22 protein-coding genes are annotated in these 24,858 nt (G+C 67.2%); 9 read left to right on the top strand and 13 right to left on the bottom strand.

Annotation, left to right across the window (positions count from 1 at the left end):
* Positions 1 to 2: 2 nt before the first annotated feature.
* The 6 genes from P7D22_RS02160 to mtgA form a co-directional block, all read right to left on the bottom strand.
* On the bottom strand, positions 3 to 866 hold the full coding sequence (locus tag P7D22_RS02160) for an ABC transporter permease (RefSeq protein WP_319932560.1): 864 nt from the start codon (positions 864 to 866) through the stop codon (positions 3 to 5).
* Positions 863 to 1,654: an ABC transporter ATP-binding protein gene (locus tag P7D22_RS02155; RefSeq protein WP_319932559.1), complete on the bottom strand. Its 792-nt coding sequence runs from the start codon at positions 1,652 to 1,654 to the stop codon at positions 863 to 865. Before P7D22_RS02155 ends, P7D22_RS02160 begins: the two co-directional genes overlap by 4 nt.
* A 31-nt stretch (positions 1,655 to 1,685) precedes the next feature.
* The gene (locus tag P7D22_RS02150) at positions 1,686 to 2,681 is read right to left on the bottom strand and encodes an ABC transporter substrate-binding protein (RefSeq protein WP_442916013.1); all 996 of its coding nucleotides are present in this window, start codon (positions 2,679 to 2,681) and stop codon (positions 1,686 to 1,688) included.
* Positions 2,682 to 2,777: 96 nt separating this feature from the next.
* The gene (locus P7D22_RS02145; RefSeq protein ID WP_319932557.1) at positions 2,778 to 3,998 is read right to left on the bottom strand and encodes an ATP-grasp domain-containing protein; all 1,221 of its coding nucleotides are present in this window, start codon (positions 3,996 to 3,998) and stop codon (positions 2,778 to 2,780) included.
* 4 nt (positions 3,999 to 4,002) lie between these two features.
* Entirely contained in the window at positions 4,003 to 5,247 is a 1,245-nt protein-coding gene (locus P7D22_RS02140; RefSeq protein WP_319932556.1) for an NAD(P)-binding domain-containing protein, read from the bottom strand.
* A gap of 125 nt (positions 5,248 to 5,372) precedes the next feature.
* Positions 5,373 to 6,032, bottom strand: coding sequence for a monofunctional biosynthetic peptidoglycan transglycosylase (mtgA, locus tag P7D22_RS02135; RefSeq protein WP_319932555.1), 660 nt, complete (start codon positions 6,030 to 6,032; stop codon positions 5,373 to 5,375).
* A gap of 354 nt (positions 6,033 to 6,386) precedes the next feature.
* Here mtgA and rsfS point away from each other — a divergent pair, with 354 nt between their 5' ends.
* Complete coding sequence (gene rsfS, locus P7D22_RS02130) at positions 6,387 to 6,716, top strand: ribosome silencing factor (RefSeq protein WP_319932554.1); 330 nt, start codon at positions 6,387 to 6,389, stop codon at positions 6,714 to 6,716.
* 6 nt (positions 6,717 to 6,722) lie between these two features.
* Positions 6,723 to 7,202: a 23S rRNA (pseudouridine(1915)-N(3))-methyltransferase RlmH gene (rlmH, locus tag P7D22_RS02125; protein WP_319932553.1), complete on the top strand. Its 480-nt coding sequence runs from the start codon at positions 6,723 to 6,725 to the stop codon at positions 7,200 to 7,202.
* On the opposite strand, the gene P7D22_RS02120 is transcribed toward rlmH, so the two are convergent.
* The 6 genes from P7D22_RS02120 to P7D22_RS02095 form a co-directional block, all read right to left on the bottom strand.
* Positions 7,162 to 7,830, bottom strand: a complete 669-nt coding sequence (locus P7D22_RS02120; RefSeq protein ID WP_442916008.1) for a nicotinate-nucleotide adenylyltransferase — start codon at positions 7,828 to 7,830, stop codon at positions 7,162 to 7,164. The two genes, rlmH and P7D22_RS02120, sit on opposite strands and share 41 nt — an antisense overlap.
* Complete coding sequence (locus P7D22_RS02115) at positions 7,827 to 9,119, bottom strand: glutamate-5-semialdehyde dehydrogenase (protein ID WP_319932552.1); 1,293 nt, start codon at positions 9,117 to 9,119, stop codon at positions 7,827 to 7,829. Before P7D22_RS02115 ends, P7D22_RS02120 begins: the two co-directional genes overlap by 4 nt.
* 68 nt (positions 9,120 to 9,187) lie before the next feature.
* A complete protein-coding gene (locus P7D22_RS02110; protein WP_319932551.1) occupies positions 9,188 to 10,135 on the bottom strand; it encodes a site-specific tyrosine recombinase XerD in 948 nt (315 codons plus the stop codon).
* 6 nt (positions 10,136 to 10,141) lie between these two features.
* Entirely contained in the window at positions 10,142 to 10,285 is a 144-nt protein-coding gene (locus P7D22_RS02105) for a histidine kinase (protein WP_319932550.1), read from the bottom strand.
* A 78-nt stretch (positions 10,286 to 10,363) separates the two neighbouring features.
* Positions 10,364 to 11,749 carry an ABC1 kinase family protein gene (locus tag P7D22_RS02100; RefSeq protein ID WP_319932549.1) on the bottom strand — a complete coding sequence of 462 codons (1,386 nt, stop codon included), beginning with the start codon at positions 11,747 to 11,749 and terminating at the stop codon, positions 10,364 to 10,366.
* Positions 11,750 to 11,866: 117 nt separating this feature from the next.
* On the bottom strand, positions 11,867 to 13,717 hold the full coding sequence (locus P7D22_RS02095) for a M3 family oligoendopeptidase (RefSeq protein ID WP_319932548.1): 1,851 nt from the start codon (positions 13,715 to 13,717) through the stop codon (positions 11,867 to 11,869).
* Between the two features lie 222 nt (positions 13,718 to 13,939).
* Here P7D22_RS02095 and P7D22_RS02090 point away from each other — a divergent pair, with 222 nt between their 5' ends.
* From P7D22_RS02090 to P7D22_RS02080, 3 genes are all read left to right on the top strand, one after another.
* The gene (locus P7D22_RS02090; RefSeq protein ID WP_319932547.1) at positions 13,940 to 15,430 is read left to right on the top strand and encodes a sigma-54-dependent transcriptional regulator; all 1,491 of its coding nucleotides are present in this window, start codon (positions 13,940 to 13,942) and stop codon (positions 15,428 to 15,430) included.
* Positions 15,431 to 15,670: 240 nt separating this feature from the next.
* Complete coding sequence (locus P7D22_RS02085) at positions 15,671 to 17,491, top strand: L,D-transpeptidase family protein (protein ID WP_319932546.1); 1,821 nt, start codon at positions 15,671 to 15,673, stop codon at positions 17,489 to 17,491.
* 313 nt (positions 17,492 to 17,804) lie between these two features.
* Positions 17,805 to 19,508: a DUF882 domain-containing protein gene (locus tag P7D22_RS02080; RefSeq protein WP_319932545.1), complete on the top strand. Its 1,704-nt coding sequence runs from the start codon at positions 17,805 to 17,807 to the stop codon at positions 19,506 to 19,508.
* A gap of 101 nt (positions 19,509 to 19,609) precedes the next feature.
* Here the strand turns inward: P7D22_RS02080 and P7D22_RS02075 are convergent, their stop codons facing one another.
* Entirely contained in the window at positions 19,610 to 20,245 is a 636-nt protein-coding gene (locus tag P7D22_RS02075; protein WP_319932544.1) for a sigma-70 family RNA polymerase sigma factor, read from the bottom strand.
* Between the two features lie 376 nt (positions 20,246 to 20,621).
* Between P7D22_RS02075 and P7D22_RS02070 the strand changes: the two genes are divergently transcribed.
* The 4 genes from P7D22_RS02070 (at position 20,622) to P7D22_RS02055 (ending at position 24,658) form a co-directional block, all read left to right on the top strand.
* Positions 20,622 to 21,374 carry a 50S ribosomal protein L25/general stress protein Ctc gene (locus P7D22_RS02070; RefSeq protein ID WP_319932543.1) on the top strand — a complete coding sequence of 251 codons (753 nt, stop codon included), beginning with the start codon at positions 20,622 to 20,624 and terminating at the stop codon, positions 21,372 to 21,374.
* A 136-nt stretch (positions 21,375 to 21,510) separates the two neighbouring features.
* Positions 21,511 to 22,095, top strand: a complete 585-nt coding sequence (pth, locus tag P7D22_RS02065) for an aminoacyl-tRNA hydrolase (protein ID WP_319932542.1) — start codon at positions 21,511 to 21,513, stop codon at positions 22,093 to 22,095.
* 26 nt (positions 22,096 to 22,121) lie between these two features.
* Positions 22,122 to 23,219 (top strand): redox-regulated ATPase YchF, encoded by a 1,098-nt coding sequence (ychF, locus tag P7D22_RS02060; protein ID WP_319932541.1) that lies wholly within the window; start codon positions 22,122 to 22,124, stop codon positions 23,217 to 23,219.
* A gap of 104 nt (positions 23,220 to 23,323) precedes the next feature.
* Positions 23,324 to 24,658, top strand: a complete 1,335-nt coding sequence (locus tag P7D22_RS02055; protein ID WP_319932540.1) for a TAXI family TRAP transporter solute-binding subunit — start codon at positions 23,324 to 23,326, stop codon at positions 24,656 to 24,658.
* Positions 24,659 to 24,858 lie beyond the last annotated feature (200 nt).

The raw sequence follows: 24,858 nt of genomic DNA, 5'->3' as shown, positions 1-24,858 counted from the left end.
CGTCATTGTCCGCGCGACCTGGCACTGTCGTGCCAGCGATGCAGCACCAGGTGGCCAAGCGCCCCGAAGGCGAGGTAGATCACGATTCCGGTGAAGGAGATCAACGTCAAGGCGGCGAACATGCGCGGGATGTTGAGCCTGAACCCGCTCTCGACGATCCGGAAGGCGAGACCCGAGCCTTGGCCGGCCGAACCGGCCGCGATCTCGGCCACGATGGCGCCGATCAGCGCGAGACCGCCGCCGATCCGCAATCCGCCAAGGAAATACGGCATCGCGGCTGGCAGCCGGAGCAGCAGGATCTGCCGCCAGCGCGGGGCCCGGTACAGCTCCATCAGCTCCACGAGGTTGTGGTCGGTCGAGGCGAGCCCGAGGGCGGTGTTGGACAGGATCGGAAAGAAGGCCACCAGAAAGGCGCAAACCAGAACCGCCGTATGGCCGTCGAGGTAAATCAGCAGCAGCGGTGCGATCGCCACCACAGGGGTCACCTGCAGCACCACGGCGAAGGGGAAGAATGCGCGCTCGATCCATTTAGACTGGGCGAACAGCATCGCCAGTACGAGGCTTCCGGCAATCGCAAGCCCCAGGGCTTCGACCGTTGTTCCGAGCGTCACCAGCAGCGCGGCCGACAGCACGCCCCAGTCCTTCACGAGCGTGGCCACGATGAGGCTGGGCGCCGGCAGGATATAGGGTGGGATGCCGCGCAGCCGCACGATGGCCTCCCAGCCGAGGAGAGCCAGCAGGAACACGGCCGCGGGCAGCAACACTTCGGAGGCGCGATGGGGCAGCAGGCGTCGGGTCCTGAAGCCCAAGGGTTCGGCCGGGATCTCCGCCTCCACCAGCGGTTCGGGGGCGCTGAGCACCGTCATAGCGCGTCCTGCCCTGACATGGCGGCATGCAACGCCCGCGAGGCGCGGCGGCATGTCTCGGCATAAACGGGCGTGGTGCGGAAGTCCTCGTCGCGCTCGCGTGGCGCTTCGACGGCCAGTTCGGCCACGGCTCGCCCCGGACGGGCCGCCATGACGACGATGCGGCTCGACAGATAAACGCTTTCATAGACCGAGTGGGTCACGAACACGACGGTCGTGCCGAGTTCCGCGGCGAGCCGCATCAGGTCGTCGTTGAGGCGGGACCGGGTGATCTCGTCGAGCGCCGCAAAGGGCTCGTCCATCAGCAACAGCGGCGGGCGCAGCACCAGCGCCCTGGCGATCGAAACGCGCATCTTCATGCCGCCCGACAGTTCGCGCGGGTAGGACGCCGCAAAGGACTCGAGCCCCACCATGGCCAGCGCGTCTTCGATGCGGGGGCGCGCCTCCGCCTTGCCGATGCCGCGGAGGCGAAGCGGCAGCCACACGTTGTTGAAGACGCTGGCCCAGGGCATCAGCGTCGGCTCCTGAAACACGAAGCCGATCTCCGGGCGGGTGCCCGTCCAGCTGATCGCGCCGGTTGAGGGCTCGGTCAGCCCCGCCAGCATGCGCAGTGCCGTCGACTTGCCGCAGCCCGAAGGGCCGATCAGCGACAGGAACTCGCCCGCCTGCACGGTGAGGTCGAGGCGGCTCAGCGCCACCGTGCCGTTCGGGAACGTCTTGGAAACGCCGCGCAGCGACACCAGCACCGGTGCGGGACGATGTCGGACCTCGACGGCGGCATCGGTCATGGGCGGCATGGTGCTGGCGACCCCATTGGTTTCAGGGTTTCGGCAGCAGGTCGAGGCCGACCTTCTTGTTCACGAATTGCAGCGTGTAGGCCTTTTTATAGTCGAGCCCGGCCGGAACGGCACCGGCCTTGGCCATTTCGTCGTAAAAATCCTTCTGCCGGCCGTCCGTCATGGCGCCGATGCCAAGCGATTTGGTGTCGCCGGAATCGACGATGCCGTAGTGCTTCATCGTCTCGATCGCGAAGGCGATCTCGGCATCGGTGATGTCGGGATTGTCCTTCTTGATGGCCGCATTGGCGGCATGGTTGTCGCCGTAAAGGTAGTGGTACCAGCCCACCGCCGAGGCATCGATGAAGCGCTGCACGAGGTCGGGGTGCTGCGTCACGGTGTCGAGCCGCGCCTCGATGGTGGTGGCATAGGTCGAGAAGCCCTGGTCGGCCAGCAAGAAGACGTTCGGCTTGAAGCTGGCCTGCTGCTCCACCGCATAGGGCTCGGAGGTCGCGTAACCTTGCTGCACGGCGGTTTTGTCGGCGATGAACGGGGCCGTGTTGTATGTATAGGGCTTCACGTCGTTTTCGGAGAACCCGTAGGCCGACACCATCCAGGCGTAGAAGGAGGCAAGGGCCTCCTTGCCGAGAAAGATCGGGGCGCCCTTCAGCGACGCGAATGTGTCATGGCCGACGCCTGGATGCGACAGCACGCATTGCGGGTCTTTTTGGAAGAAGGCGGCCACCACCAGGGTCGGGATGTTCTGTTCCACCGCAGCAAAGGCGGAGATCATGTTGCCGCCCATGTAGAAGTCGATTTTGCCGGCCGGCAACAGCAGCCCGTTATTGGCCTGCGGACCCCCCGGCACGATGGTGACGTCGAGGCCGTATTTGGCATAGGTGCCGTCCACCACCGCCTGGTAGAAGCCACCATGCTCGGCTTCGGCCAGCCAGTTGGTGCCGAAGCTGACCTTGTCGAGCGCCATGGCCGGCCCGGCCGTGCTTAAAATGGCGGCAACGCCCAGCCAGCTTGTCCGCATCAGCATGCATGCTTCTCCGCTCGATGATCCGCGCAGCGTGTTGCGCGTTCTCGCGGCGGATTCAAGCAAGTCGCATGCCCGGCAGGCTTCAGGTCGTCAACAAGGTTCCGCCACGAGGATCGGCGTCGCGGTCGGCTGTTCAGCTGCCGCCACGCCGCAGCAGCGTGCCAAAGCACCGGCCTGCTGCGGATGCTCGGCCTGCAACCATGCGAGATAGGCGGCCAGCACGGCCGGTTCGTGTCGCGGCAGATCGTGGAACACGCCAGGATCTTCGAGGCCAACCCCTGTCGGGTCGCGTTCGAGCTCCTTCGGGAACAAGGCGATTGCGTCGTCGGACGTGGCTGCCGCCTCGCTCAGGCGTGTTCCGGTCAGATAGGCGTGCGTCAGGTCGTGGCCGAAGCGACGGCCGAGATGGGCACTGCCGATCGGTCTCGGATTCATCTCGATCAGAAAAGCGCGGCCCTGGCGGTCGAGGATGAAATCGAAGCTGACGAAGCCGGAACATTTCAGCGCCGCCACGAGACGTTGCGCGGCTTCGGCCATTTCGGCAGACGGCTGGTGACGCAGGATCGTGCTAGACCCTTTCGTCGGGTGGTGTCGCACGGCTTCGAAGCCGACGCCGTCGATCACGGCGCCATCGCGGGTGACGGCCGTGTACATGGCGAGGCGCCCCTCGACCATGCTCTGCAGCAACATTGGCGTGCGGGGCCGAGCCAGGCCGGCCAGCCGCGCCACCATGCGTTTCGCCATGCCCTTCAGCTGCGCCGTGCGGATGGCCGATGCGAGCTGGCCTCGGGTATCGGCCCGGATCACGCCGCCGGAGCCGGACGACTGGTCGCGCTTCACCATGACGGGCAACACGGCGGCACCGGCGTTGCGATCATCCCAGAAGGTCGGCAGGCGCACGCCGCAATCCTGTGCCACGCGCATCAAGGCGACGCGACCGCAGGCAGCCTCGTAACCCGCAGGATCGCCAAAGGAGCGGCGAAGCAGGTCGCCGACGGCTCGGGAGGTCGGCTTGAGGGCCATGTTGCGCAGCAGGGTGGCGGCAAGGTCGTCGAGCGGCACGACCCTGTCGGGCCGCCAGCACGCCACTGCGGCGGACAGGCGCTTGGGCAGCAGGAACGGCGCTACCAGGGCGCCACCGCGGCGCGGCATCGTGAAATGCCTGTCGATGCCAAGGTTTTGGGCCGCGATGGCGCCCGGGGGGGCCAGCACCGCGCAGACGGCGCCGTTCTGAGCCAGGTCGCTGACGAGGCGATCCGTTCCGACATCGTCGGTCAATGACACGCAAAGGATGCGGAGCGACTGCGCCACGGCCTCAGGCCTTGAATAGCGGCATGACGGCGCCGGCCCGTTCGCGCCGTGTCGTCTCGCAATCCAGAAAGGCCTGGCTTCGCATCACGCGGCCGGCCGTGCGGCGCGCCGCGAAATCGGTGCCACAGACGAAACGCAGCAGCGGCCCGAAGCTCGTGGCGGCCGGCGTGCCGACCATGAACAAGCCCGGTATGCGCGTTTCAAAGCTCGAGCTCAGCGCCAGGTCGGCGCCGGCCTGACGCAATGCGGCACGTAGCGGCGCGTCGAGAATCGCAAGGCGGTCGATGTCGATCTCGTAGCCGGTCGCGGCGATGACGTGGTCGACCAGCAAGACCTCGACGCCTTCCGGGCCGCTAAGCGTCAGCGCCACGCGGCCGCCCACCATGCCGGCCCGCATGACCTCGGTGCAAAGGCGGAGGTCGGTATGGGCCTCGACGATCTCGCGCACCGACCAGGCCGGGGCAGGCCCCAGATAAGTCGATACGAGGTGTCGGCGCAGCCGCTGCGGCAGGATGTGGAACAGGTCCGGCAACTTGACGCAGAGCTGCTTCTTCCAGCCCGGCCCGAGCGGCGTCAGGGGGGACAGCATGCGATCCCGCAGAGGATTCGGTGGATAAAACCGCACGGCGGCGCGATGCGTGATGGCCACCGCCTCGGCGCCGCGGCGGTGCAGCGCCGCAGCGACATCCATGGCCGAGGCTCCACCGCCGAGCACCGCCACACGCTGGCCTCGGAACCACTCGGTGTCGCCCTGGTCGGCGCTGTGTGTGACGCGGTCAGCCGGCAGAGCAGCCAGCACCGGGGCCGGACGGGCGAAGGCGCGAATGCCCATCGCCAACACGACCTGGCTGGCCAGAAGACTGGCGCCCGACCGCAGCGTGATCTGGAAGCCGCCATCCCGGCGGGCCACCCCCACGACGTCCTGATCCTCGAGTTGCGGCACGAAGCGTTTCTGAAATGCCTCGCCGTAAGCGGCGAAGACTTCGACCGGGACCGGCCATCCGGTGCGACGGTAGGGGATGCCGCGCTCGGCGCAGAACGCCTCGAGCGGATAGGCGCGATCCGGATCGGACAGGTTCATGGCGAAGCCTTCCGACTTCAGCACCATGCCGTTCGGCATGAACGCGCGCCACGTGTCCATGGCACGCCCAAACACCCGAGGCTTCAGCCCGGCCTTGGTGAGATGCGCCGCAACCGAGAGGCCGTAAGGCCCGGCCCCGATCACCACCACGCCCGTGTTGGATCCCATGACGCCCATCCGCAAAATAGATCGCACCACGAAACCGCGCCGCGCCGGTCCGCACAAGGCGGAACCCCAAACATGGCCAACGGGGATTAAAGCCTATGCCTATGAATGGAGGGATTGGCGGTCGTTTAGCGTAGGCAGGTCAGCCAAGGCTCTGCCGAGGCCATGCGGGCCTGCACGGTGGCGGCCAGCGTGCGCTGGTGGCGTGTCGGACGCGCGGCATCGCGCAAGATCGGATTGGGCAGCGAGGTGGCCAACAAGGCAGCCTCGCGACGGCTCAGCTGGCTCGCCGGCTTGTGGAAGTGCTGCTGCGCCGCCGCCTCTGCCCCGAAGACGCCAGGACCCCATTCGGCGACATTGAGATAGGCCTGCAGGATGCGGCGTTTGCTCCAGATGACTTCGATCAGCAGCGCGGTCGGGATTTCGAGCGCCTTGCGCAGGTAGGAACGCCCGGGCCAGAGAAACAGGTTCTTGGCCAGTTGCATGGTGAGGGTGGAGGCACCGCGCGACGGGCCGTCCGGGTCCGAGACGACCTCGTTCAGGCTTGACCAATCGACGCCCCGATGTTTGCAGAACTGGCCGTCCTCGGACATCACCACGGCGGCGACGAGGGTGTTGGCGATCGCCGACAAGGCAACGGGGCGGCGATCGACGGTCTGGCCGGTCAGCATGCGGCCGAACATCAGGGTGGACACTGGCGGCCGGACCGAGTCGTAAAGGACGGCTCCCACAACCATCAGGATCAGGACCACGACGCCGCGGGCTGCCCAGCGCGTCCAGACTCGCAAACCCCGGATCACCTTTCGCCCATCGTCGTTTCATCGCAGCCGCAGCATGGCGGGTCTCCCCGGCGAAGTCGAGCGGGACCGCAGGGCAAGGCGGTGGCTTGTCTGGAGCGGTCCAGGGGATGGTTACGGCTTCCGTTCGGACAGCACCGGCGTCCGGCGAGCGCAATGCAATCCCCTTGTGTAGGCGCCCGGCATTTGTGTGCGGCCGCAAAGCCAAGTATTGATTCCGCAACCACCAGCCATCACCTTTGACGGCATTGCCACCCGACCCGAGAGCCCGCTCCGCTGACCCAGACCCTTGACGACACCGCCGCTCCCTCGACGCCCCCGACCGTCGACCAGCACGTCGATGCCTTGTCGCGCAACATTCGCGAAAGCCTCGACGATGCCAAGGCCGAGGATGTTCTGAGCATCGACCTCGGCGATAAGACCTCCATCGCCGACACGATGGTGATCGCGACCGGTCGATCCAACACCCATGTCAATGCCATCGCGGACCGTGTGCTGAAGGCCTGCAAGGCCGCCGGAGCCCAGGCCCGGACGGAAGGCATGCCGCAGTGCGATTGGGTGTTGATCGATGCGGGCGACATGATTGTCCACATCTTCCGGCCCGAGGTGCGGCAGTTTTACAACCTTGAAAAGATGTGGGGCGTCGATCGCCCGGACGAGCGTCGCGTCGGCTGAGGCCACGTGCGGCTGCTGTTGCTGGCGGTCGGCCGCATGAAGGCCGGGCCTGAACGGGACCTGTTGAAGCGCTACGTCGATCGGGCGCAGGCGGGGGCCCGTGGGGTCGGGCTTGCGGCGGTGTCCGACATCGAGATCGAGGAAAGCCGCGCCCGCACCGCGCCGGAGCGCAAGGCCGCCGAGGCTGCGGTTCTGGCGACAAAGATCCCGGCCGGCGCAAAGGTGCTGTTGCTCGACGAACGAGGCCGTGCGGCCACGAGCCTTGAGCTTGCCAAGGCGGTCGGGACGGCGCGCGATGGGGGCTGCCCCGCGTTCTGCTTCGCGGTCGGTGGGCCAGATGGTTTTGCGCCGGACTTCATGGCCGGGCATGACCTGATCGCCTTCGGGGGCGTCACCTTCCCGCACCAGATCGTCCGGGTGCTGGTGGCCGAGCAACTGTACCGCATCACGACGATCCTGGCGGGCCACCCCTACCATCGCGCCTGAGGGCGGCGCGCCGCAGGGCGGTCGAGGATTGCGGTGAACGCGGTCCATGCAGCGTCACGATGGCAGGAGGGGCGAGCGCCGCGAGACTGCGAGCCGCATGTTCCGGGATGCGCCAGCGCTGCAGCATCGACCAGGCCTGCCCCTGGCGGCCGCGAATCGTGTCTCCCGGCCGGTCCACCACGGCGATCGGCACCGTGCGGAGGATGTCGGTCCAGCGATGCCAGCGCGGGAAGCTCCGCAGGTTGTCGGCCCCCATGATCCAGACGAAGCGCACGCCGGGGCAGCGCTGCGTCAGGACGCGCAGGATGTCGGCCGTGTAGCGTAGCCCGAGCGTTGCCTCGATGGCCGTGACGTCGATCTGGGGATGGCGGGCGATCGCCCGGGCCCGGTCGAGCCGTGCGTCGAGTCGTTGCAGGTCATGCGGGTCCTTCAAGGGATTGCCGGGCGACACCAGCCACCACACCCGGTCGAGGCGCAGGCGGCGCAGGGCGATGAGGCTGGCCAGCCGATGTCCTTCATGGGCTGGATTGAAGGACCCGCCGAAGAGGCCGATCCGCAGCCCGGGGCCATGGCGGGACGGCAGGCGGTCCGGCCAGCCGGGCCGGGCCTCCGTCGTGGCCTCCGTCACGGGCGGGTTTGGCCCGTGCCTCGGATGCGATAGTTGAAGGAGGTCAATTGCTCGACGCCCACCGGGCCGCGGGCGTGCATGCGCCCGGTCGAGATGCCGATCTCGCCCCCGAAGCCGAACTCGCCCCCGTCGGCGAACTGGGTCGAGGCGTTGTGCACCACGATGGCGGAATCGACGCGGGCCAAAAAGGCTTCCGCGGCGGCGGCGTTCTCGGTCACGATGCCGTCGGTGTGGTGCGATCCATAGCGGCCGATATGGGCGATGGCGGCGTCGAGCCCGTCGACCACTCGGCAACTGATGATGCTATCGAGGTATTCGGTGTGCCAGTCGTCTTCCGACGCCGGTCGTACGCGTGCGTCGGTCGCCTGGGTGGCGGCATCGCCCCGCACTTCGCAGTTCGCGTCGAGCAGCATCTGCACCAGCGGCCCAAGGTGGGTGGCGGCCACGGCCGCATCGACCAGCAGCGTTTCGGCTGCGCCGCAGACGCCGGTACGGCGCAGCTTCGAATTGAGGACGATGGCGCGCGCCTTGTCGAGATCGGCCGCGCGATCGACAAAGATGTGAACGAGCCCTTCGAGGTGGGCGAAGACCGGAACGCGCGCTTCGGCCTTGACCCGGGCCACCAGGGCCTTGCCGCCGCGCGGCACCAGCACGTCCAGGTTGCCGCCGAGCCCGGCCAGCATGGCGCCCACGGCGGCGCGGTCGCGCGTCGGCACGAGGCTGATGGCAGCCGCCGGCAACCCGGCCTCGTCGAGCCCGCGCACTAGGCAGGCGTGGATAGCCGCGCTCGAATGAAAGCTTTCCGATCCGCCGCGCAGGATGCAGGCATTGCCGGCCTTGAGGCAAAGGGCGCCGGCATCGGCCGTGACGTTGGGGCGGCTTTCGTAGATGATGCCGATCACGCCGAGCGGCGTCGCCACGCGGTCGATCACGAGGCCGTTCGGGCGCTCGATTCGCGCCAGCCTGCGTCCCACCGGGTCCGGCAAGGCGGCGATCTCCGCGATGCTCCGGGCCATCGCTTCGATCCGCCCGGCATCCAGCTTAAGTCGATCGAGCGCGGCGTGGCTCAGACCGCGGCGCTCGCCCTCGGCCATGTCGCGCGCATTGGCGGCCAGGATCGTGGCCGTATCCTGCCGCAGCAACCGCCCGGCAGCCTCCAAGGCGGCTTGGCGGGCGGCGCCCGGCATCGTGGCGACCGCTTGTTGGGCGGCGCGCGCCGCGACCCCCAGGGCGTGCATCACCGCGTCGATGTCGGTGCCGTCGTCGCTGACAAGCTTGAGCCGGTCCATGAAGCCCTCGGTCGTTCCGCAGCCGCTATCGCAGATCGCCGCCGGGCTTGTCCATCCTGGCGGCTGGATCACTGGCCATCGTTGAGCGGGTGTAGGTCGCGCACCATGGCCTTCATGCGGTCGTCGAGCACGTGGGTGTAGATTTGCGTCGTAGCGATATCGGCATGGCCGAGCAACTCCTGCACGATGCGCAGATCGGCGCCGTTCTGCAGCAGGTGGCTCGCGAACGCGTGGCGCAGCACGTGCGGGCTGACGCGACCGGGCTGGATGCCGGCCGCGGCGGCCAGACCCTTCAGGTCGCGCGCAAAGGCCTGTCGGGTCATGTGGCCGCTTTCGCTGATGGCGGGGAACAGCCAGGGTGAGCGGCCACGTCCGGCTTCGCCCTCGACGGTTCGCTGCCGCCGCATGGCCCGCATGGCGGGGTCCGACAAGGGCACCAGCCGCTCGCGTCCGCCCTTGCCCTTGATGGTCAGCAGGGCCGTGTCGTCGGCTTCGGCAAGCCGGGCCGACGCGCTCGGCAAGGCCATCAGCTCCGAAACGCGCAGGCCGGTCGCGTAAAGTACCTCCAGCAGGCAATGCAGCCGGGCGGCGCGACGCTGCTCCGCCGGCGGCAGGTCGGTGCGCTCCAGGGTGGCGGCCGCCGTTGCCAACATGCGGTCGACCTCGTCGACGCCGAGCACCTTGGGCAACGGTCGTCCGCGCTTCGGCCCTTCGAGCACGATCGTCGGGTTGTCGGCCCGGTGGCCGTCGGCGAACAGAAAGCGGTGGAACTGACGTACCGCCGACAAGCGCCGCGCCGCCGAACTGGCCTTCAGGCCGCGCGCCTCGAGGTCGACCAGATAGGCCCGGATCGCCTTGCCGTCGATCGTGAGCGGCGTCGAGCCCTGCGCCTCGATAAAGGCCCGGTAGTCCGAAAGGTCTCGACGATAGGCCGCGATCGTGTTGACGGCCGCGCCGCGCTCAACCGTGATGGCGTCGAGATACAGCTCGATCAGGCGCGCGGTGGATGGGGGCACGGTGCCTCAGCGATTCAGGCGGGCCGGCGGCACGATCTGCTCCATCGGGCGTGGCGTCACTGTGACGAGGGTCGCCAAAGCGTAGACGATCCCGAACGCCAGGGCCGCCAGGCAGCAGAGCACCACGAGGAAGCGGATGAGGGTCGGCACAAATCCATTCCGGGTGGCCACGGCATGCGGCCGGGCGACATGGTTGGCGAAGGGTGAAGGATGTGGGTTACGGCACCCTTAAAGGCTGGCGGTCCCTGCCGTCACGTCGTGGACAACCGGTTTCAAGCCCACCCTGGCCAGGGCCTCGCGTTGGCGCTCCGTCACGGCTGCGACATCGAAATCCGCGATCATGTCCTGGAACAGCCGTGCAAAGTTCATCTCGGCATTCAGGTGCAGGAACACCGAGCCAAGCCCCACGGCGGCCCGGTCCATGAATACGAACTCGCGCGGGATCAGGATCGGGCCCTTTTCCTTCAGTATCTTGTGGACTTCGAAGGCTTCGCGTCGGCCGTACTTGCCGGGCTCGATGCCGTCGCCGACGGTGCGCACCCGGTCGTCGAGGATCGGCCCGTAGATGAACTTGGCCCATAGGTTCAGCGTGTCGATCAGCTCGGGCTTCAGGCCTCGGAACCCCCAAGCGTCATAGGCCCGGGCCACGCGGGCCTCATCGCCTTGCAGCAACCCCTGGTAAAGGTCCACCACGCCACCCACGAAGGCCGGCGGAAACACCCGGATGCAACCGAAATCCAGCAGGTTGACGCCTGCTACGGCACCATTCTCCTCCCGGACCGCGTAATTGCCGAGGTGGGGGTCGCCATGGATGACGCCGTAGCGGGTGAACGGCACCCACCAAGCCTTGAACATCGCCACCGCGATCTGGTTGCGGACCGCGAGCGTTTCGGTCTTGAAGTCGAGCAGCTTGCGGCCTTCGAGCCAGCTCATAGTCAGCAGGCGGTCGGTCGACAGCTCATCAAGCACGTCGGGCACCCGCACTTCTGGCACATCGGCCAGCATCAGGCGGTAAAGCGCCGTGTGCTGGGCTTCCTGCCGGTAGTGCAACTCCTCGCGAACCCGTTCGGACACCTCCTTGATGATCTCACGGGTGTCGACCGCCGGCGACATGCGCCGATGCACGGAAAACAACATGTCGAGCTGGCGGATATCGGCTTCGACGGCCGATGCCATATCCGGATATTGCAGCTTGCAGGCCAGCGGCTGCCCCGTGTGGGTGGCGGCCCGATGCACCTGCCCGAGCGAGGCTGCGGCGGCGGGCTGCAGATCGAAACTGCCGAAGCGCGATTGCCATTCGGGCCCGAGCTCGGCCTGCATGCGCCGCTTGACGAAGGCGGCGCCCATCGGCGGCGCGTCGCTCTGCAGCTTCTGCAAGGCTTCGGCATATTCCGGCGGCAAAGCGTCCGGAATGGTGGCGAACAGCTGCGCCATCTTCATGATCGGGCCCTTGAGGCCCCCGAGCGCCTTGCCGAGCGCCGCCGCATTGGCGGCCTCGTCGTTGCCGCCAAGCAGGCGCGCGCCCGCCATGCGGGCCGCGACGCCACCGACATTGGCGCCAACACGGGCATAGCGGGCCGCACGGGCCGTAAATCGGTTGTCTTCACTCGGCATGACGCGGGCCACCGGTTCGGGATTGCCCAACCGACATTGGGTGGTGACCCTGGTTTGTCGAGCGCGGGCGATGGTTTGCGCGTGCGGCACACTGCACCGCACCACGGGTCGCGGGCGTTACGGCACCGAGCCCATCGCCTCGAGTTCGTCGATCATGCCGGCGATAAGATCGAGGCCGATGGTCCAGAAGCCGGGGTCGTGGGCATCGAGCCCGAACGGCGTCAACAACTCCGTATAGGTCTTGCTGCCGCCCGCCGACAGCATCGCAAGATAGCGTTCGGCGAAGCCCTCGGGCGTGCGCTCGAAGACGCCGTAGAGCGAGTTCACCAAACAATCTCCGAACGCATAGGCGTACACGTAGAAGGGCGAATGGATGAAGTGCGGCACGTAGGACCAGAAGGTCTCGTAGCCCGGCCCGAAGCGGATCGCCGGTCCGAGGCTCTCGGCCTGTACCGACATCCAGAGCTCGCCGATGCGGTCGACCGTCAGTTCGCCCGTGCGCCGTTCCTCGTGCAGCTTGCGCTCGAAGCTGTAGAAGGCGATCTGGCGCACAACGGTGTTCAGCATGTCCTCGACCTTCGAGGCCAGCAGCGAGAACCGTGCGCGCGGATCGGTGGTCTTGGCTCGCAGCGAGCGGAAGGTCAGCATCTCGCCGAACACCGAGGCGGTTTCGGCGAGTGTCAGCGGCGTCGGCGCCATCAAGGCGCCGTTCGGCCCGGCCAGCACCTGGTGCACGCCGTGGCCGAGTTCGTGGGCCAGGATCATCACGTCGCGGGGTCGGCCCTGGTAGTTCACCAGAATATAGGGGTGAGCCGAGGGGGTGGTGGGGTGCGAGAAGGCGCCCGGTGCCTTGCCGGGGCGGATCGGTGCGTCGATCCAGCCGCCCTCGAAGAACTTCGCGGCAATGTCGGCCATGGCGGGCGAGAAGCCGCGATAAGCGTCAAGGATCGTGTCGCGCGCCTCGCCCCAGGGCGCGATCGCATCGGGGGCCTGCGGTAGCGGCGCGTTGCGGTCCCAATAGTCGAGCTGCTCGACGCCGAACCAGCGCGCCTTCATGGCATAATATCGATGCGACAGGCGCGGATAGGCGGCCTGTACGGCTTGCAACAAGGCATCGACGACATCGCGCTCGACCCGGTTGGCGAGGTGGCGCCCGTCCGCCACATCGGTGAAACCGCGCCAGCGGTCGCCGATGTCGCGATCTTTCGACAGCGTGTTGGTGACGAGCGCGAAGGTGCGCTCGTGCGCCTTGAGGGTGGTGCCGAGCGCCTCCGCGGCGGCACGGCGGCGGCCCTGATCGGGGTCTTGCATCAGATTGAGGGTCGGTTCGAGGGACAGGTCCTCGCCATTCACGGTGAAGCGCAGCGCCGTGATGGTTTCGTCGAACAAGCGGATCCAGGCGGCCCGCCCGGTGGCGGCCTTTTCATGGAACAACTGTTCCACCCGGTCTTCGAGCTGGAAGGGTTTGTCACGGCGAAGGTCGTCCAGCCATGGGCGGTAGCGCGCCAACGGCGTCTCGAGGGCCGCACGGTCGATCAGGGCATCGTCGATGCGGTTGAGCTCCAGCGTGAAGAACAGGAGATCGGACGACACCGTCGTCACGTGCTCCTGCGCATCGCCGAAGAACTTGGCTCGCTGCGGATCGGCGGTGTCGCCGGCGTAAAGCAGGCTGGCGAATGAGATGATGCGGCCGAGCGTGTCGTCGATGGCCTCATAGGAGGCCACGGCGACGCCGAGCTGCGCCGCAGCGTCGGGCGCCTCCGCCATGGCCGCGAGCCGACCCCGATAGGTTTCGGCGAACTGCCGGGCGGCGGTCGCGGTGGCGTCGAGGTCGGCCCGGTAGTCCGGCGATCCCATCCCGGCATACAGGTCGCGCAGGTCCCAGGTGGGAAGCGAGCCGATATCGGCGTCCGTCGCGGCGGCGACGGGAGCCGCAGGGCTTCGCGGGACGTTCGGGAACCGGTTCATCGGCGACTGCCTCCAACACACGCGAGCGCCCACGGCGCCTCGGGCCATCGGGCTTCGTCATAACGCAGGATCGGCACGGGATCACCTGCATCCGCGACGCATCCCGCAGGCGGGAACCGACCAACACAGATCCGTGAGCCTCGGGGGGTCTTAAGGCCACGTTTACCCTGCTGGCCCAGCATGGGGACACTGGCGGGCCCGATTCCGCCTCTTCGAGGCCGCATGTCTTTCACCATCCTCATCGCCGATGACGACCCGGTCCAGCGTCGCCTGCTCGAGGCCATGGTTCGCCGCTTCGGCTACGATGTGGAATGCGTGGATGGCGGCGAGGCCGCCCTGGCCCGTCTCGGCGCCAGCGACACCCACGGCATCGATCTTCTGATTCTCGATCTGATGATGCCGGGAACCGGCGGCATGGATGTGCTGGCCCGGATGCGCGAGCGCAAGATCGCCTTGCCGGCCATCGTGCAGACCGCCCATGGCTCGATCGAGACCGTGATCGCCGCCATGCGGGCCGGCGCCATCGATTTCGTCGTCAAGCCGGTCGGGGCAGAGCGGCTGTCGGTGTCGATCAAGAACGCGTTGCGCTTCGATGCCCTCGAGGTCGAGATGCGGCGGATGACGCGTCGTGCCGCGGGATCGCTGACCTTCAAGGACATCGTCACCAAGAGCGAGGACATGGGCCGGGTGATCCGGCTCGGCGAGCGGGCCGCCAAATCCTCCATCCCGGTGCTGATCGAGGGTGAGTCGGGCGTCGGCAAGGAGCTGATGGCGCGGGCCATCCAGGGTTCGTCCGACCGCAAGGGCAAGCCCTTCGTGGTGGTCAACTGCGGCGCCCTGCCGGAGAACCTCGTCGAGTCGATCCTGTTCGGCCACGAGAAGGGCGCCTTCACGGGCGCCACCGAGAAGCACGCCGGTAAATTCGTCGAGGCGAACGGCGGCACGCTGTTTCTCGACGAGATCGGCGAACTGCCGCTCGAAACCCAGGTGAAGCTGCTGCGCGCCTTGCAGGAAGGCGAGGTCGATCCCGTGGGGGCCCGGCGCTCGGTGCGGGTCGACATCCGCCTGATCTCGGCCACCAACCAGAACCTGATCGAACTGGTGAAGGCCGGCCGCTTCCGGGAAGACCTGTTCTACCGGCTCAACGTGTTCCCGATCACCATTCCGCCGCTGCGCAACCGCCGTGCCGACATTCCCGACCTCGCCCGGCGGTTTTGTGCCCGATTCGCGGCCGAGGAAGGCAAGCGCCTGCGTGGCATCACGGCCGAGGCGTTGGCGTTGCTGTCGACCTACGGTTGGCCCGGCAACGTGCGGCAGCTCGAGAACGCCCTGTTCCGCGCCGTGGTGCTGGCCGATGGCGACGAACTGACGGTGGCGGAGTTCCCGCAGATCGCCGCCCAAGTCGATGGGTTCGACGTCCGGCTGCCTGCCGCGCCGCCGACCGTCGAGCCGCTCGCGGTCCGCTCCTGGCTCGATGCCGACCATACCGCCATCCAGGGCCGCGACCCGCACAGCATGCCGCTCCTCGACGAAGGCGGGGAGGTGCGCAAGCTCGACGACGTGGAGCGGGCGCTGATCCGCTTCGCCACCGACTATTACCGGGGCCAGATGTCGGAGATGGCCCGCAAGCTCGGCATCGGCCGCTCGACCCTTTATCGGAAGATGAAGGAATACGGGCTGCACGGCGACGATCAGGACGACGTGGCGGCCTAGCGATCGGTCCGGCCCTACGCGGGGCCGAACAAGCGCTCGTCGACGCCTTGGTTGAGCGGCCTCGGGGTCGGTGGCGACGGTCCTGTCGCGCCGACGACCGCGCACCGCGCAGGCGTGCCGATGTGACCAGGGCGCCACGACCTTGGTCAATGACGATCCAGATGGCCGCGGCGCGGGACGCCGCTGCTGCGCTGCGGCATATCCCTGTGCAACGCCAGGGCTTCAGGACACACGCCACCCATGCGGCAGACATTGCGAGTGAACGCGACCCTTCGGCAGCGCGCGACGCGCTTCGGCCTGGGCGTTGCCCTGCTGGGGGCCACCAGCCTGGCGGCATCCGGTGGCGGCTGGGCCACGGAAGGTCTATCGCGTTCCGGGCCCTTCGCGGCGCCGGCCGCCTTTGTGCCGACCGAATCCCAGGGGGTCCACGGTTCCGATGTGACCGGCACGATCCCGACGGCGGCCGGGCTGACGCCGGATGCCGCCCTCGCTCCACCGCAAGGCATCCCCGAGCTCGGCATCGCGCCACCGGCACTACCGCAGCCGGTGCTGACGGAAGGGACGCCGTCAGTCCTGACGGTGCAGGATATGGCCCTGGCGCTCGCCGACTGGCGCGAAGCCACGGCTTTGCCTCTTGGTACAGCGCCCTCCGAGCAGGGTAAGCAGCGCCAGGCCGTTCGGGACGGCATCGTGGCCTATTACGCGGCGCACGGGAATGCAGCCCTGTGGCTCGACGGCGCCCGGTTTTCCGCCGCGGCCCGCACCGCGATGTCCCGCATCGAACGGGCTGCAGAAGACGGCCTCAACTTGCGGACCATGGTGGTGCCGGTGTTGCGCGACCCCGACGCGCGCCAGCTCGCGGCGGCGGATCTGGCCTTGAGCGAGGCCGTGGTGGCCTATGCCCGGCAGGCCGGCGGCTCGCGCATCGATCCGTTGCAGATCAACCGGCTCATCACGGCGAAGCGGACGATCCCCGAACCGGCCGAGATTCTGGCGACCGTGTTGTCGGCCCCCGATGCGGGAGCGGCACTACGGTCCTATAATCCACCGCAGCCCGGCTATGCGGCCCTCAGGGCCAAGCTGGCCGAATTGCGCCAAGCGGCGCCTGTGGCCCGTCAGGGCATCCCGCTCGGGCCCACCTTGAAGCTCGGCATGCGGGACGCCCGGGTACCGCTCATCCGATCGCGCTTCGGCCTCGACGCCGCCGTGGCCGATCCGTCGGGCGAACCCCTTGTCTACGACATCAAGGTGGCGGATGCGGTGGCGGATTATCAGCGCGGGCACGGGTTGCCGGCTTCCGGCACCTTGACGCCGCGCACCGTGACGATGTTGTCGGGCGGCGACCCGGCCCGGCTCGAGAACGAGCTTGTGGCCAATATGGAGCGTTGGCGCTGGCTGCCGCGCGACCTCGGTCCTGACCACATCACCGTCAACGTGCCCGACTACAGCCTGGATCTCGTGCGGAACAACATCAGCACGCATCATGCCCGCGTGGTGGTCGGCAAGCCCGACCACCAGACGCCGATCTTCTCGGATGCCATGCGGTTCATCATCGTGAACCCGTATTGGAACGTGCCGCTGTCCATCATCAAGAAGGAGATGCTGCCGAAACTCGCCCAGGACCCGAACTACTTCGCCAACCACGGCTACGAGGTGGTGGAACGCGACGGCGTCACGGTGGTGCGGCAGCCGCCGGGCGAGGACAATGCGCTTGGCCGCATCAAGTTCATGTTCCCCAACCAGCATGCCGTCTACCTGCACGACACCAATGCCCGCGCCTTGTTCGGCAAGGACAAGCGTGCCTTCAGCCACGGCTGCGTGCGGGTGGACCAGCCTTTCAAGCTCGCCGAGGCGGTGCTTGGGCCCGACCATGGCTGGACCGAGAAGCGAATCCAGAAACTCGTCGGCGGGGATGAGCGCACCATCAACCTGCCGGTTCCGATGCCGATCCACATCGTCTACTTCACGGCCTATGTGGACGACGGGGGCGGCTTGCAGTTGCGCGACGACCTTTATGGCTATTCCGACAAGGTGAAATCGGCCCTCGGTCTGCGCGGCTGAGCCCCCGGAACGCGCGATCCGACCTGATCGGCCGCCGAGCAGGCCATCAAACAGCCTGAATGCTGCCTCGCTAATGCAGCCTTGGACGACGGGACGCGACGGGTTTCCTTTCGGCCAAGGCGCCGCTAGGAAGCGATGTCGTCGTACGGCAGCAGGCTGGAAACAGATCGTTAACGCTTTTCGGCAAAACTTCGCGGCGACCGTTGCTTGTGCTCAAACAGCTACGTTTGTCCCTAGAGTGGGTAGCGCATTGAAGCGACGGCATCTTCGCGGCAACTTTGGCCGCAGCCATATCCTTCAGGTCGGGCTGGGCTTGGCGATCGTCTGCGGCGCCCTGGTGATGCCGGGCGAGACGGAGGATGCGGTCGCCAATGGCGACACGCGCACCATCCAGCTCTACCATGTGCATACCAAGGAATCGATTACCGCCACCTATCTGGTGAATGGCGCCTACGACCAGGCGGTGCTTGAGAAGCTGAACTGGTTTCTGCGGGATTGGCGGCGTGACGAACCCACCAAGATGGACCCTCGCCTGTTCGACACGATCTGGGAGGTTTACCGCGAATCGGGCTCTCACCAGCCGATCGAGGTGATGTCGGCCTATCGCTCGCCCGAAACCAACGCCATGCTGCGGCGACGCACACGCGGCGTGGCGGAGCATTCCCAGCACATTCTCGGCAAGGCCATGGACCAGCACTATTTCGATGTGCCCATGTCGAAGATCCGCGAGATCGCGATGCGGCTGCAGCGCGGCGGCGTCGGCTTTTATCCGACAGCCGGAACGCCGTTCGTCCACATGGATGTGGGCGGTGTGCGGCATTGGCCCCGTATGAGCTACGACCAACTGTCCCGCTTGTTCCCAGACGGCAAGACGGTCCACATCCCCTCGAACGGGCAGCCGCTGCCGGGCTACGAGGAAGCGCGTGCCGAACTCGAGGCGCGTGGCGACGGCTCATATCCAACCGCGACCGAGGTGAAGTCGAAGGGCTTCTTCGCCTGGCTGTTCGGGTCGGGGGACGACGAGCAGGACGACGCCGCCGCGTCGCGTGACGACACGCATGGCCGGGGTGCCCCCGTGCCGCAGCAGAGGGTGGCCAGCGCCCCGGCTGCGGTTGCCCAGGGCGCACCGATGGCCACCGCCGGCAAGAGCGGCGACGCCATGGCGTTTTCCCGAAGCGAAGGCGTCCGGGCCGCAACCCTGGCGGCGTCTCAACAGGCCGCCGCGCCTGCGCCGGTGCAACCCGCGCCGGCCCCCGATGCCCGGTTGGCGCTCGCCATGTCGATGCAGCAGGCTGAAGCACCGCAGCCCTACGAGACGGCCCCGGCGCCAGCGGCCGCGTCGGCCGCGCCACCTTTGGATCCTGTGCCGACGCTGGCCGTGCCGGCCGCCACCCTGGCGGCCTCAGGGTTGGCCGTGCCATTGCCGCCCAACCGCCCGACGGAGCTGGCCGATGCCGCGTTCGACATGCCTCTCCCGCCGACACGTCCGTCCGAACTGACGAGGCCCATCGAAGCGCCCGCTCCCACGGCCCAGCAGACGGCACGCTTGAATCGTGCCGACGGCATCAACGCGCTTCTGACAACGCGGAGCCAATTGCCGTCCGTCATCACGCAAGGCACGTCGCGCGGCGTGCGGCCTGGGGTGCCGCCCGCGGTGTTGGCTTATGCGGGACCGGCCGGGTCGCCGGTATCGGGGGATGGGCCATCGCCGGTGCCCATGCCGGTGCCACGTCCAACCGACCTCGTATCGGCGCGCCTCGACCGCTCGAATTTTCGCAGCCTCACCTCGGGCGCCAAATCGGAGAAAAGCGTACCCCGCTCAGCCATGGGATCGTCGGTGGTCGGTATCCGGGCCGCAGCCCGGGCTTCGTCCAGCAGTTTCGCGGCCGCACAGGACGCATCGAGCTTTGGCTCCAAGGCCTCGGACCTGGCGACCGATCGGTTCAGCGGCGCGGCCTTGAAGCCGAATGCCAAGCTCGTGACTACCAAGAAGGCCGAGTCGACTTCGCAGGACTGATGGTCGCTGACGCGGGCTGAGCCGATCGCCGCAGCCTGTGTTTACAGCGGCGGAGGGAGCATCGCCTCCGCCGCGACAGCGTCAGGGCCGCAGGTCGCGGCTCAGTTGCGTTCCCACATCAGCATGCTGCCGAAGTCGCCCGTGGTCTGCCAGTCTGGCCGGCCCACGTCGCCGGAATTGTCGAGCGCCAGAAGTGTCGCGATGGCGTTGCGGGCGCGATTGACGCGGCTTTTCAAGGTGCCGAGCGCACAACCGCAGATCTGCGCTGCTTCCTCGTAGGCAAAGCCCGAACCTCCCACGAGGATCAAGGCTTCCCGCTGTTCGGCAGGCAGCTTTTGCAGGGCGGATCGAAGGTCCTGCAGGTCCATGTGGCCGTTCTGCTCGGGGACCGACACGAGGCGTGCCGCCATCGTGCCCTCGGCATCCTCGACTTCACGCCGCCGCTTGCGGTATTCCGAGTAGAAGACGTTGCGAAGGATCGTGAACAGCCACGCCGACATGCTGGTCCCCTGGGTGAAGGAGTTCTGGTTGATCCAGGCCTTCATCAAAGTTTCCTGCACGAGGTCATCCGCCCGATCGGCGTTGCCGCAAAGCGAAAAAGCGAAGGCCCTCAGGCTCGGAATGGTAGACAACATATCCTGCTTGAGGCTGCGCTCGGCTGCCGCATCCTTGGGAGCCGGCGTTGCGCGCCCGTTCGCGGTCTGCGAGCCCACTGGCGCGGCGTCCTCAGCACTCATATCGACATCCTTTTCGAAGCACGCCCGCTTCGACACTGACGGGAATTCCGGCACAGACTATAGCGTGAACTGAGCCGCACGGTAATGCCCACCATGCCTTATCGTTTCATGGGTGATTTTTGCTTTACGGCCACGACGCGGCCGCTCGCGCACCCTTGAATCCCGATATCGGTGTGCGGCTTTGAAATACAAGCTGCGGTCGACGCTCGCCTCCGGTGGGCGTGTTCCGGGAAACAGATGCTTGTCTTCGTGGCCGCGAGCGCCTATGAGGCTCCCGCGCCCGTTTCCGACACCCCTGGAGGCGAGGGCGCACATCCTGGCATTCACCGAATGCCGTCCGGCCGCGTTCAGCGGCCGTTTTCATTGGAGAAACACCATGGCCGCGATCAAGACGCTCGCCGCCGCGGTGCGCAGCGGGACAGGCAAGGGGGCCGCTCGCAGCGTTCGTCGCGGAGGTCGAGTACCGGGTGTGATTTACGGCGGGGGCGAAGCGCCCGAGCCGATCTCGCTCGAGTACAACGAGACCCATAAGCTCATCTATGCCGGTCACTTCCTGACCACGATCTTCGAGCTCGATATCGAGGGCCGCAAGGAGCGCGTGATTCCGCGCGACTACCAGCTCGACGTCGTCAAGGACACGCCGATGCACGTCGACTTCCTGCGCCTGCGCGCCGGGTCGAAGCTGAAGGTCGCCGTGCCGGTGCACTTCATAAACGGTGAAACGGCTCCCGGCATCAAGCGCGGCGGCACCCTCAACGTGGTGCAGCACACGGTTGATCTGATGGTTCCGGCCAACGACATCCCGGAAAGCATCACGATCGATCTCGCTGGTCTCGACATCAACGATTCGCTGCACATCTCGGCCGTGGCCCTGCCGGAAGGCTGCAAGCCGATCATCCGTGATCGCGACTTCACGATCGTCACCGTCGTGGCGCCGACCACGCTGACCGCCGAAGAAGAAGGCACTGCGGAGACGGCCGACGCCGCTGCGGCTCCGGCGGCCGGCAAGGCCGGCGCACCGGCCAAGGGCGCTGCCCCGGCCAAGGGTGGTGCGGCGCCCGCCAAGGGCGCGGCACCGGCCAAGGCTGCCGCACCTGCAAAGGGCGCTGCCCCCGCGGGCAAGAAGTAATACACCTCGGCGCGGATCGCGGCTCGGCCGTGGTCCGCGCCTGGCCAAAAGCGGCTTCTGTGAAAGCCGTCTTCATTCCGTCTCGGCGGTACGATCGATCGAAGCGCCGCGGCGCCGGCCTGCGTGTGACCATTCCATGCTGATCCTTGCCGGCCTCGGCAATCCCGGTTCGCAATATGCGAACAATCGACACAATATCGGGTTCATGGCCATCGATGCGCTGGCGCGTCGGCATGGGTTCCCCGCCTTCCGCTCGAAGTTCCAGGGGCTTGCGTCCGAGGGCACGGTCGGGGGCGAACGCGCCGTCCTGCTGAAGCCATCCACCTATATGAACGACAGCGGTCGCTCCGTGGGCGAAGCGATGCGCTTCTACAAGGTGGCGCTCGCCGACATCACCGTGTTGCACGACGAGCTCGACCTGGCGGCCGGGCGGCTCCGGGTGAAGCTCGGCGGCGGCAACGCCGGCCACAACGGGCTTCGCTCCATCACGGCGCTTTGCGGCAACGATTACCGACGGGTACGGCTCGGCATCGGCCATCCTGGCGACAAGACGCTGGTTCACGCTTATGTGTTGAGCGACTTTGCCAAATCCGAACGCCCGTGGGTCGAAAGCCTGTGCAGCGCGGTCGCGGCAGAAGCGGACCTGCTGGTGAGCCAACAGGACGCCGCGTTCCAGAACAAGGTGTTTCGCGCCACCGAAGCCGACCTTCCGCCGGGCTGAGGCCCGGCAACACGATCGAGGATACGATGGGATTCAAATGCGGCATCGTCGGCTTGCCCAACGTCGGCAAGTCGACGCTCTTTAACGCCCTGACGCAGACGGCCGCCGCCCAAGCGGCCAACTACCCGTTCTGCACCATCGAGCCCAACGTCGGCGATGTGGCGGTGCCGGACGAGCGTCTCGACGTGCTGGCGCCCATCGCGGGCTCGAAGGAGATCATCCCGACCCGCCTGACCTTCGTTGATATCGCGGGCCTCGTCCGGGGCGCCTCGAAGGGGGAGGGGCTCGGCAACCAGTTTTTGGCCAACATCCGCGAATGCGACGCCATCGCCCACGTGGTGCGCTGTTTCGAGGATGGCGACATCACCCATGTCGAAGGCGCCATCAACCCGACGGCCGATATCGAGACGATCGAGACCGAGCTGATGCTGGCCGACCTCGACTCGCTCGAGAAGCGCGCGACCGCGCTCGAGAAGCGCGCGAAGAACAACGACAAGGAAGCGAAGGAACTCTTCGACCTGATGTCCCGCTGCCTCGTGCTGCTGCGCGAAGGGCGGCCGGCGCGGCTCGTCGAGGTGAAGCCCGAAGAGCGCAAGGCCTTCGTGGGTCTCGGGCTGTTGTCGTCGAAGCCCGTGCTCTACGTCTGCAACGTCGAGGAATCGGCCGCCGAGAACGGCAATGACTTTTCCGGCCTGGTGGCCGCCCATGCGACGCGCGAGGGCGCTCAAGCCGTGGTGGTGTCGGCCAAGATCGAGAGCGAAATCGCCGTGTTGCCGCAGGCCGAGCAGCGCGACTACCTCGATGCCGTCGGCCTGACGGAGCCGGGCCTCAACCGCGTCATCCGGTCGGGCTACGCCCTGCTCGGGCTCATCACCTATTTCACGGTCGGCCCCAAGGAGGCCCGGGCCTGGACCATCACCACCGGCACCCGGGCCCCGCAGGCCGCCGCCGTCATCCATTCGGATTTCGAAAAGGGCTTTATCCGGGCCGAAACCGTCGCCTATGCGGATTACGTGGCGAGCCGGGGCGAAGCGGGCGCCCGCGAGGCGGGCAAGTTCCGCCTCGAAGGCAAGGAGTACATCGTGGCCGATGGCGATGTGCTGCATTTCCGCTTCGCCAATTGAGGAAACCGGGATGAGGTCATTGCCCCGCCCGAATCCTCGACCCAGAATGACGCACTGATCACAGATCCGGGGTCGCATGGCGGCACCTGGACCGGGAGGGCGGCATGCGTCGATCCATGATCCTGGCCGGGGCCTGCAGCATTGTGGCTGTGGCCTGTCTGGGTGGGGGTGGCCTGTTTTTTGTCGAGCGCCCGACGATCGTCCGTGTCGCGGTGCCGAGCGAGAACCACGGCGATTACGCCCTGCTGTCGGCTGCCAGCAAGGTGGTGCGCCACAACCACCATCCGATCCGGTTCAAGCTCGTCGACACGCCTGACGCCCAGGCGGCCTCGACGGCCCTCGATGGTGGCAAGGTCGATATGGCGGTGGTGCGGACCGACGCCCCGATGCCGGCCGACGGACAAAGTGTGGTGATCCTGCACAGGGATGCTGCGATCCTGATGGTGCCGCATGGCGGCGAGATCGCCGAGGTGACGGCCCTGCCGGGCCACACGGTCGGAATCGTCGGCGCGATCGAGAACCAGGATCTGCTCGATACGATCCTCGGCCAGTACGACATCCTCGCCACGGCGGTGAAGCGTATCCGCCTCAACCGGGACGAGGTGGCGCAGGCTGTCGCCGACCGGAAGGTCGATGCCGTGCTGATCATCGGCATCCTGTCGTCGGCGCCCGTTCAGGACACCGTGCGGGCGGTCGCCAAGGCGGGCGGCGGCCCGCCGACCTTCATCGGCGTGCCCGAAGCGGCTGCGGTGGCGCAGCGCTCGCCGGCCTACGATTCCTTCGAGGTCGTGAAAGGGGCGTTCCGGGGCTCGCCGCCGCTGCCGAGCGAAGAATTCGATACGCTCAGCGTCACGCACCGACTGGTCGCCAGCTCGGAACTTTCCGAACGCACGGTGGCGGACGTGACCCGGTTCTTTCTCGCCGAGCGAAGCGCCCTCGTGGCGCTCGATCCTCTGGCGCAGCGTATCGAGGCGCCCTCGACCGACAAGGGATCGCCGTTGCCGGCCCACCCGGGCACCGCGGCCTATATCGACGACGAAGAAGAATCATTCCTCGACGCCTACAGCGACTACATTTATCTCGCGGCGATGTTCTTCGGTGTACTGGCCTCCGGTGCGGGCGCCTTGTTCAGCCGCTTGAACGCCCAAGGGCTGCAGGAGGCCGAGCGCAGTATCGAGCGCCTCGTCGAGATCTTCAAGCTGGTGCGTCAGGCGCCGACCCTCGCGGCCGTCCAAGACCTGGAAGGGGAAACCGACACCCTGCTGGCGGCCTCGCTCGACCGGTCCTTCGCGCGCGGCCTCGACGAGCGTTGTGTGGCGACGCTGCGCCTCGCCTTCGACCAGGTGCGTGGTGCCGTGCGGGACCGTCGCGATGCCCTCCGGATGCCCGATGCCGCAACGCTGCCGCAGGATCGGCCGACACTCGTGCAGGCCCGCTGAGCGGACGTCCGTCCGCGTCTGTGTCGCCGCGTCGGGTACGCGTCGGATGCCGCGCCCATCCGCATGTTTACAAGGGGGTTGGCTCGGCTATCGTAGCGTCTCCCTCGTTGAGCGCGGCCCGATGGTTTCAGCGGTTTCGGTAGCTCAGGACCGCCGGCGCCGATGGCGGTCGGGATGGTTGGCCGCGGGACTCGTCTGCG

The organism is Lichenihabitans sp. Uapishka_5 (genome assembly GCF_033947565.1).
In the GTDB taxonomy this organism is placed as follows: domain Bacteria; phylum Pseudomonadota; class Alphaproteobacteria; order Rhizobiales; family Beijerinckiaceae; genus Lichenihabitans.
Note: the sequence above shows the minus strand (reverse complement) of the source record. Positions and strands in the feature narration are given on the sequence as shown.

Coding starts and splice junctions, on each gene's coding strand:
- P7D22_RS02055 (WP_319932540.1), top strand. CDS start 23,324: ATGCGTCGATCCATGATCCTGGCCGGGGCCTGCAGCATTGTGGCTGTG.
- P7D22_RS02095 (WP_319932548.1), bottom strand. CDS start 13,717: ATGAACCGGTTCCCGAACGTCCCGCGAAGCCCTGCGGCTCCCGTCGCC.
- ychF (WP_319932541.1), top strand. CDS start 22,122: ATGGGATTCAAATGCGGCATCGTCGGCTTGCCCAACGTCGGCAAGTCG.
- P7D22_RS02150 (WP_442916013.1), bottom strand. CDS start 2,681: ATGCGGACAAGCTGGCTGGGCGTTGCCGCCATTTTAAGCACGGCCGGG.
- P7D22_RS02090 (WP_319932547.1), top strand. CDS start 13,940: ATGTCTTTCACCATCCTCATCGCCGATGACGACCCGGTCCAGCGTCGC.
- P7D22_RS02070 (WP_319932543.1), top strand. CDS start 20,622: ATGGCCGCGATCAAGACGCTCGCCGCCGCGGTGCGCAGCGGGACAGGC.
- pth (WP_319932542.1), top strand. CDS start 21,511: ATGCTGATCCTTGCCGGCCTCGGCAATCCCGGTTCGCAATATGCGAAC.
- P7D22_RS02085 (WP_319932546.1), top strand. CDS start 15,671: ATGCGGCAGACATTGCGAGTGAACGCGACCCTTCGGCAGCGCGCGACG.
- P7D22_RS02140 (WP_319932556.1), bottom strand. CDS start 5,247: ATGGGATCCAACACGGGCGTGGTGGTGATCGGGGCCGGGCCTTACGGC.
- P7D22_RS02160 (WP_319932560.1), bottom strand. CDS start 866: ATGACGGTGCTCAGCGCCCCCGAACCGCTGGTGGAGGCGGAGATCCCG.
- P7D22_RS02075 (WP_319932544.1), bottom strand. CDS start 20,245: ATGAGTGCTGAGGACGCCGCGCCAGTGGGCTCGCAGACCGCGAACGGG.
- P7D22_RS02155 (WP_319932559.1), bottom strand. CDS start 1,654: ATGACCGATGCCGCCGTCGAGGTCCGACATCGTCCCGCACCGGTGCTG.
- P7D22_RS02100 (WP_319932549.1), bottom strand. CDS start 11,749: ATGCCGAGTGAAGACAACCGATTTACGGCCCGTGCGGCCCGCTATGCC.
- P7D22_RS02115 (WP_319932552.1), bottom strand. CDS start 9,119: ATGGACCGGCTCAAGCTTGTCAGCGACGACGGCACCGACATCGACGCG.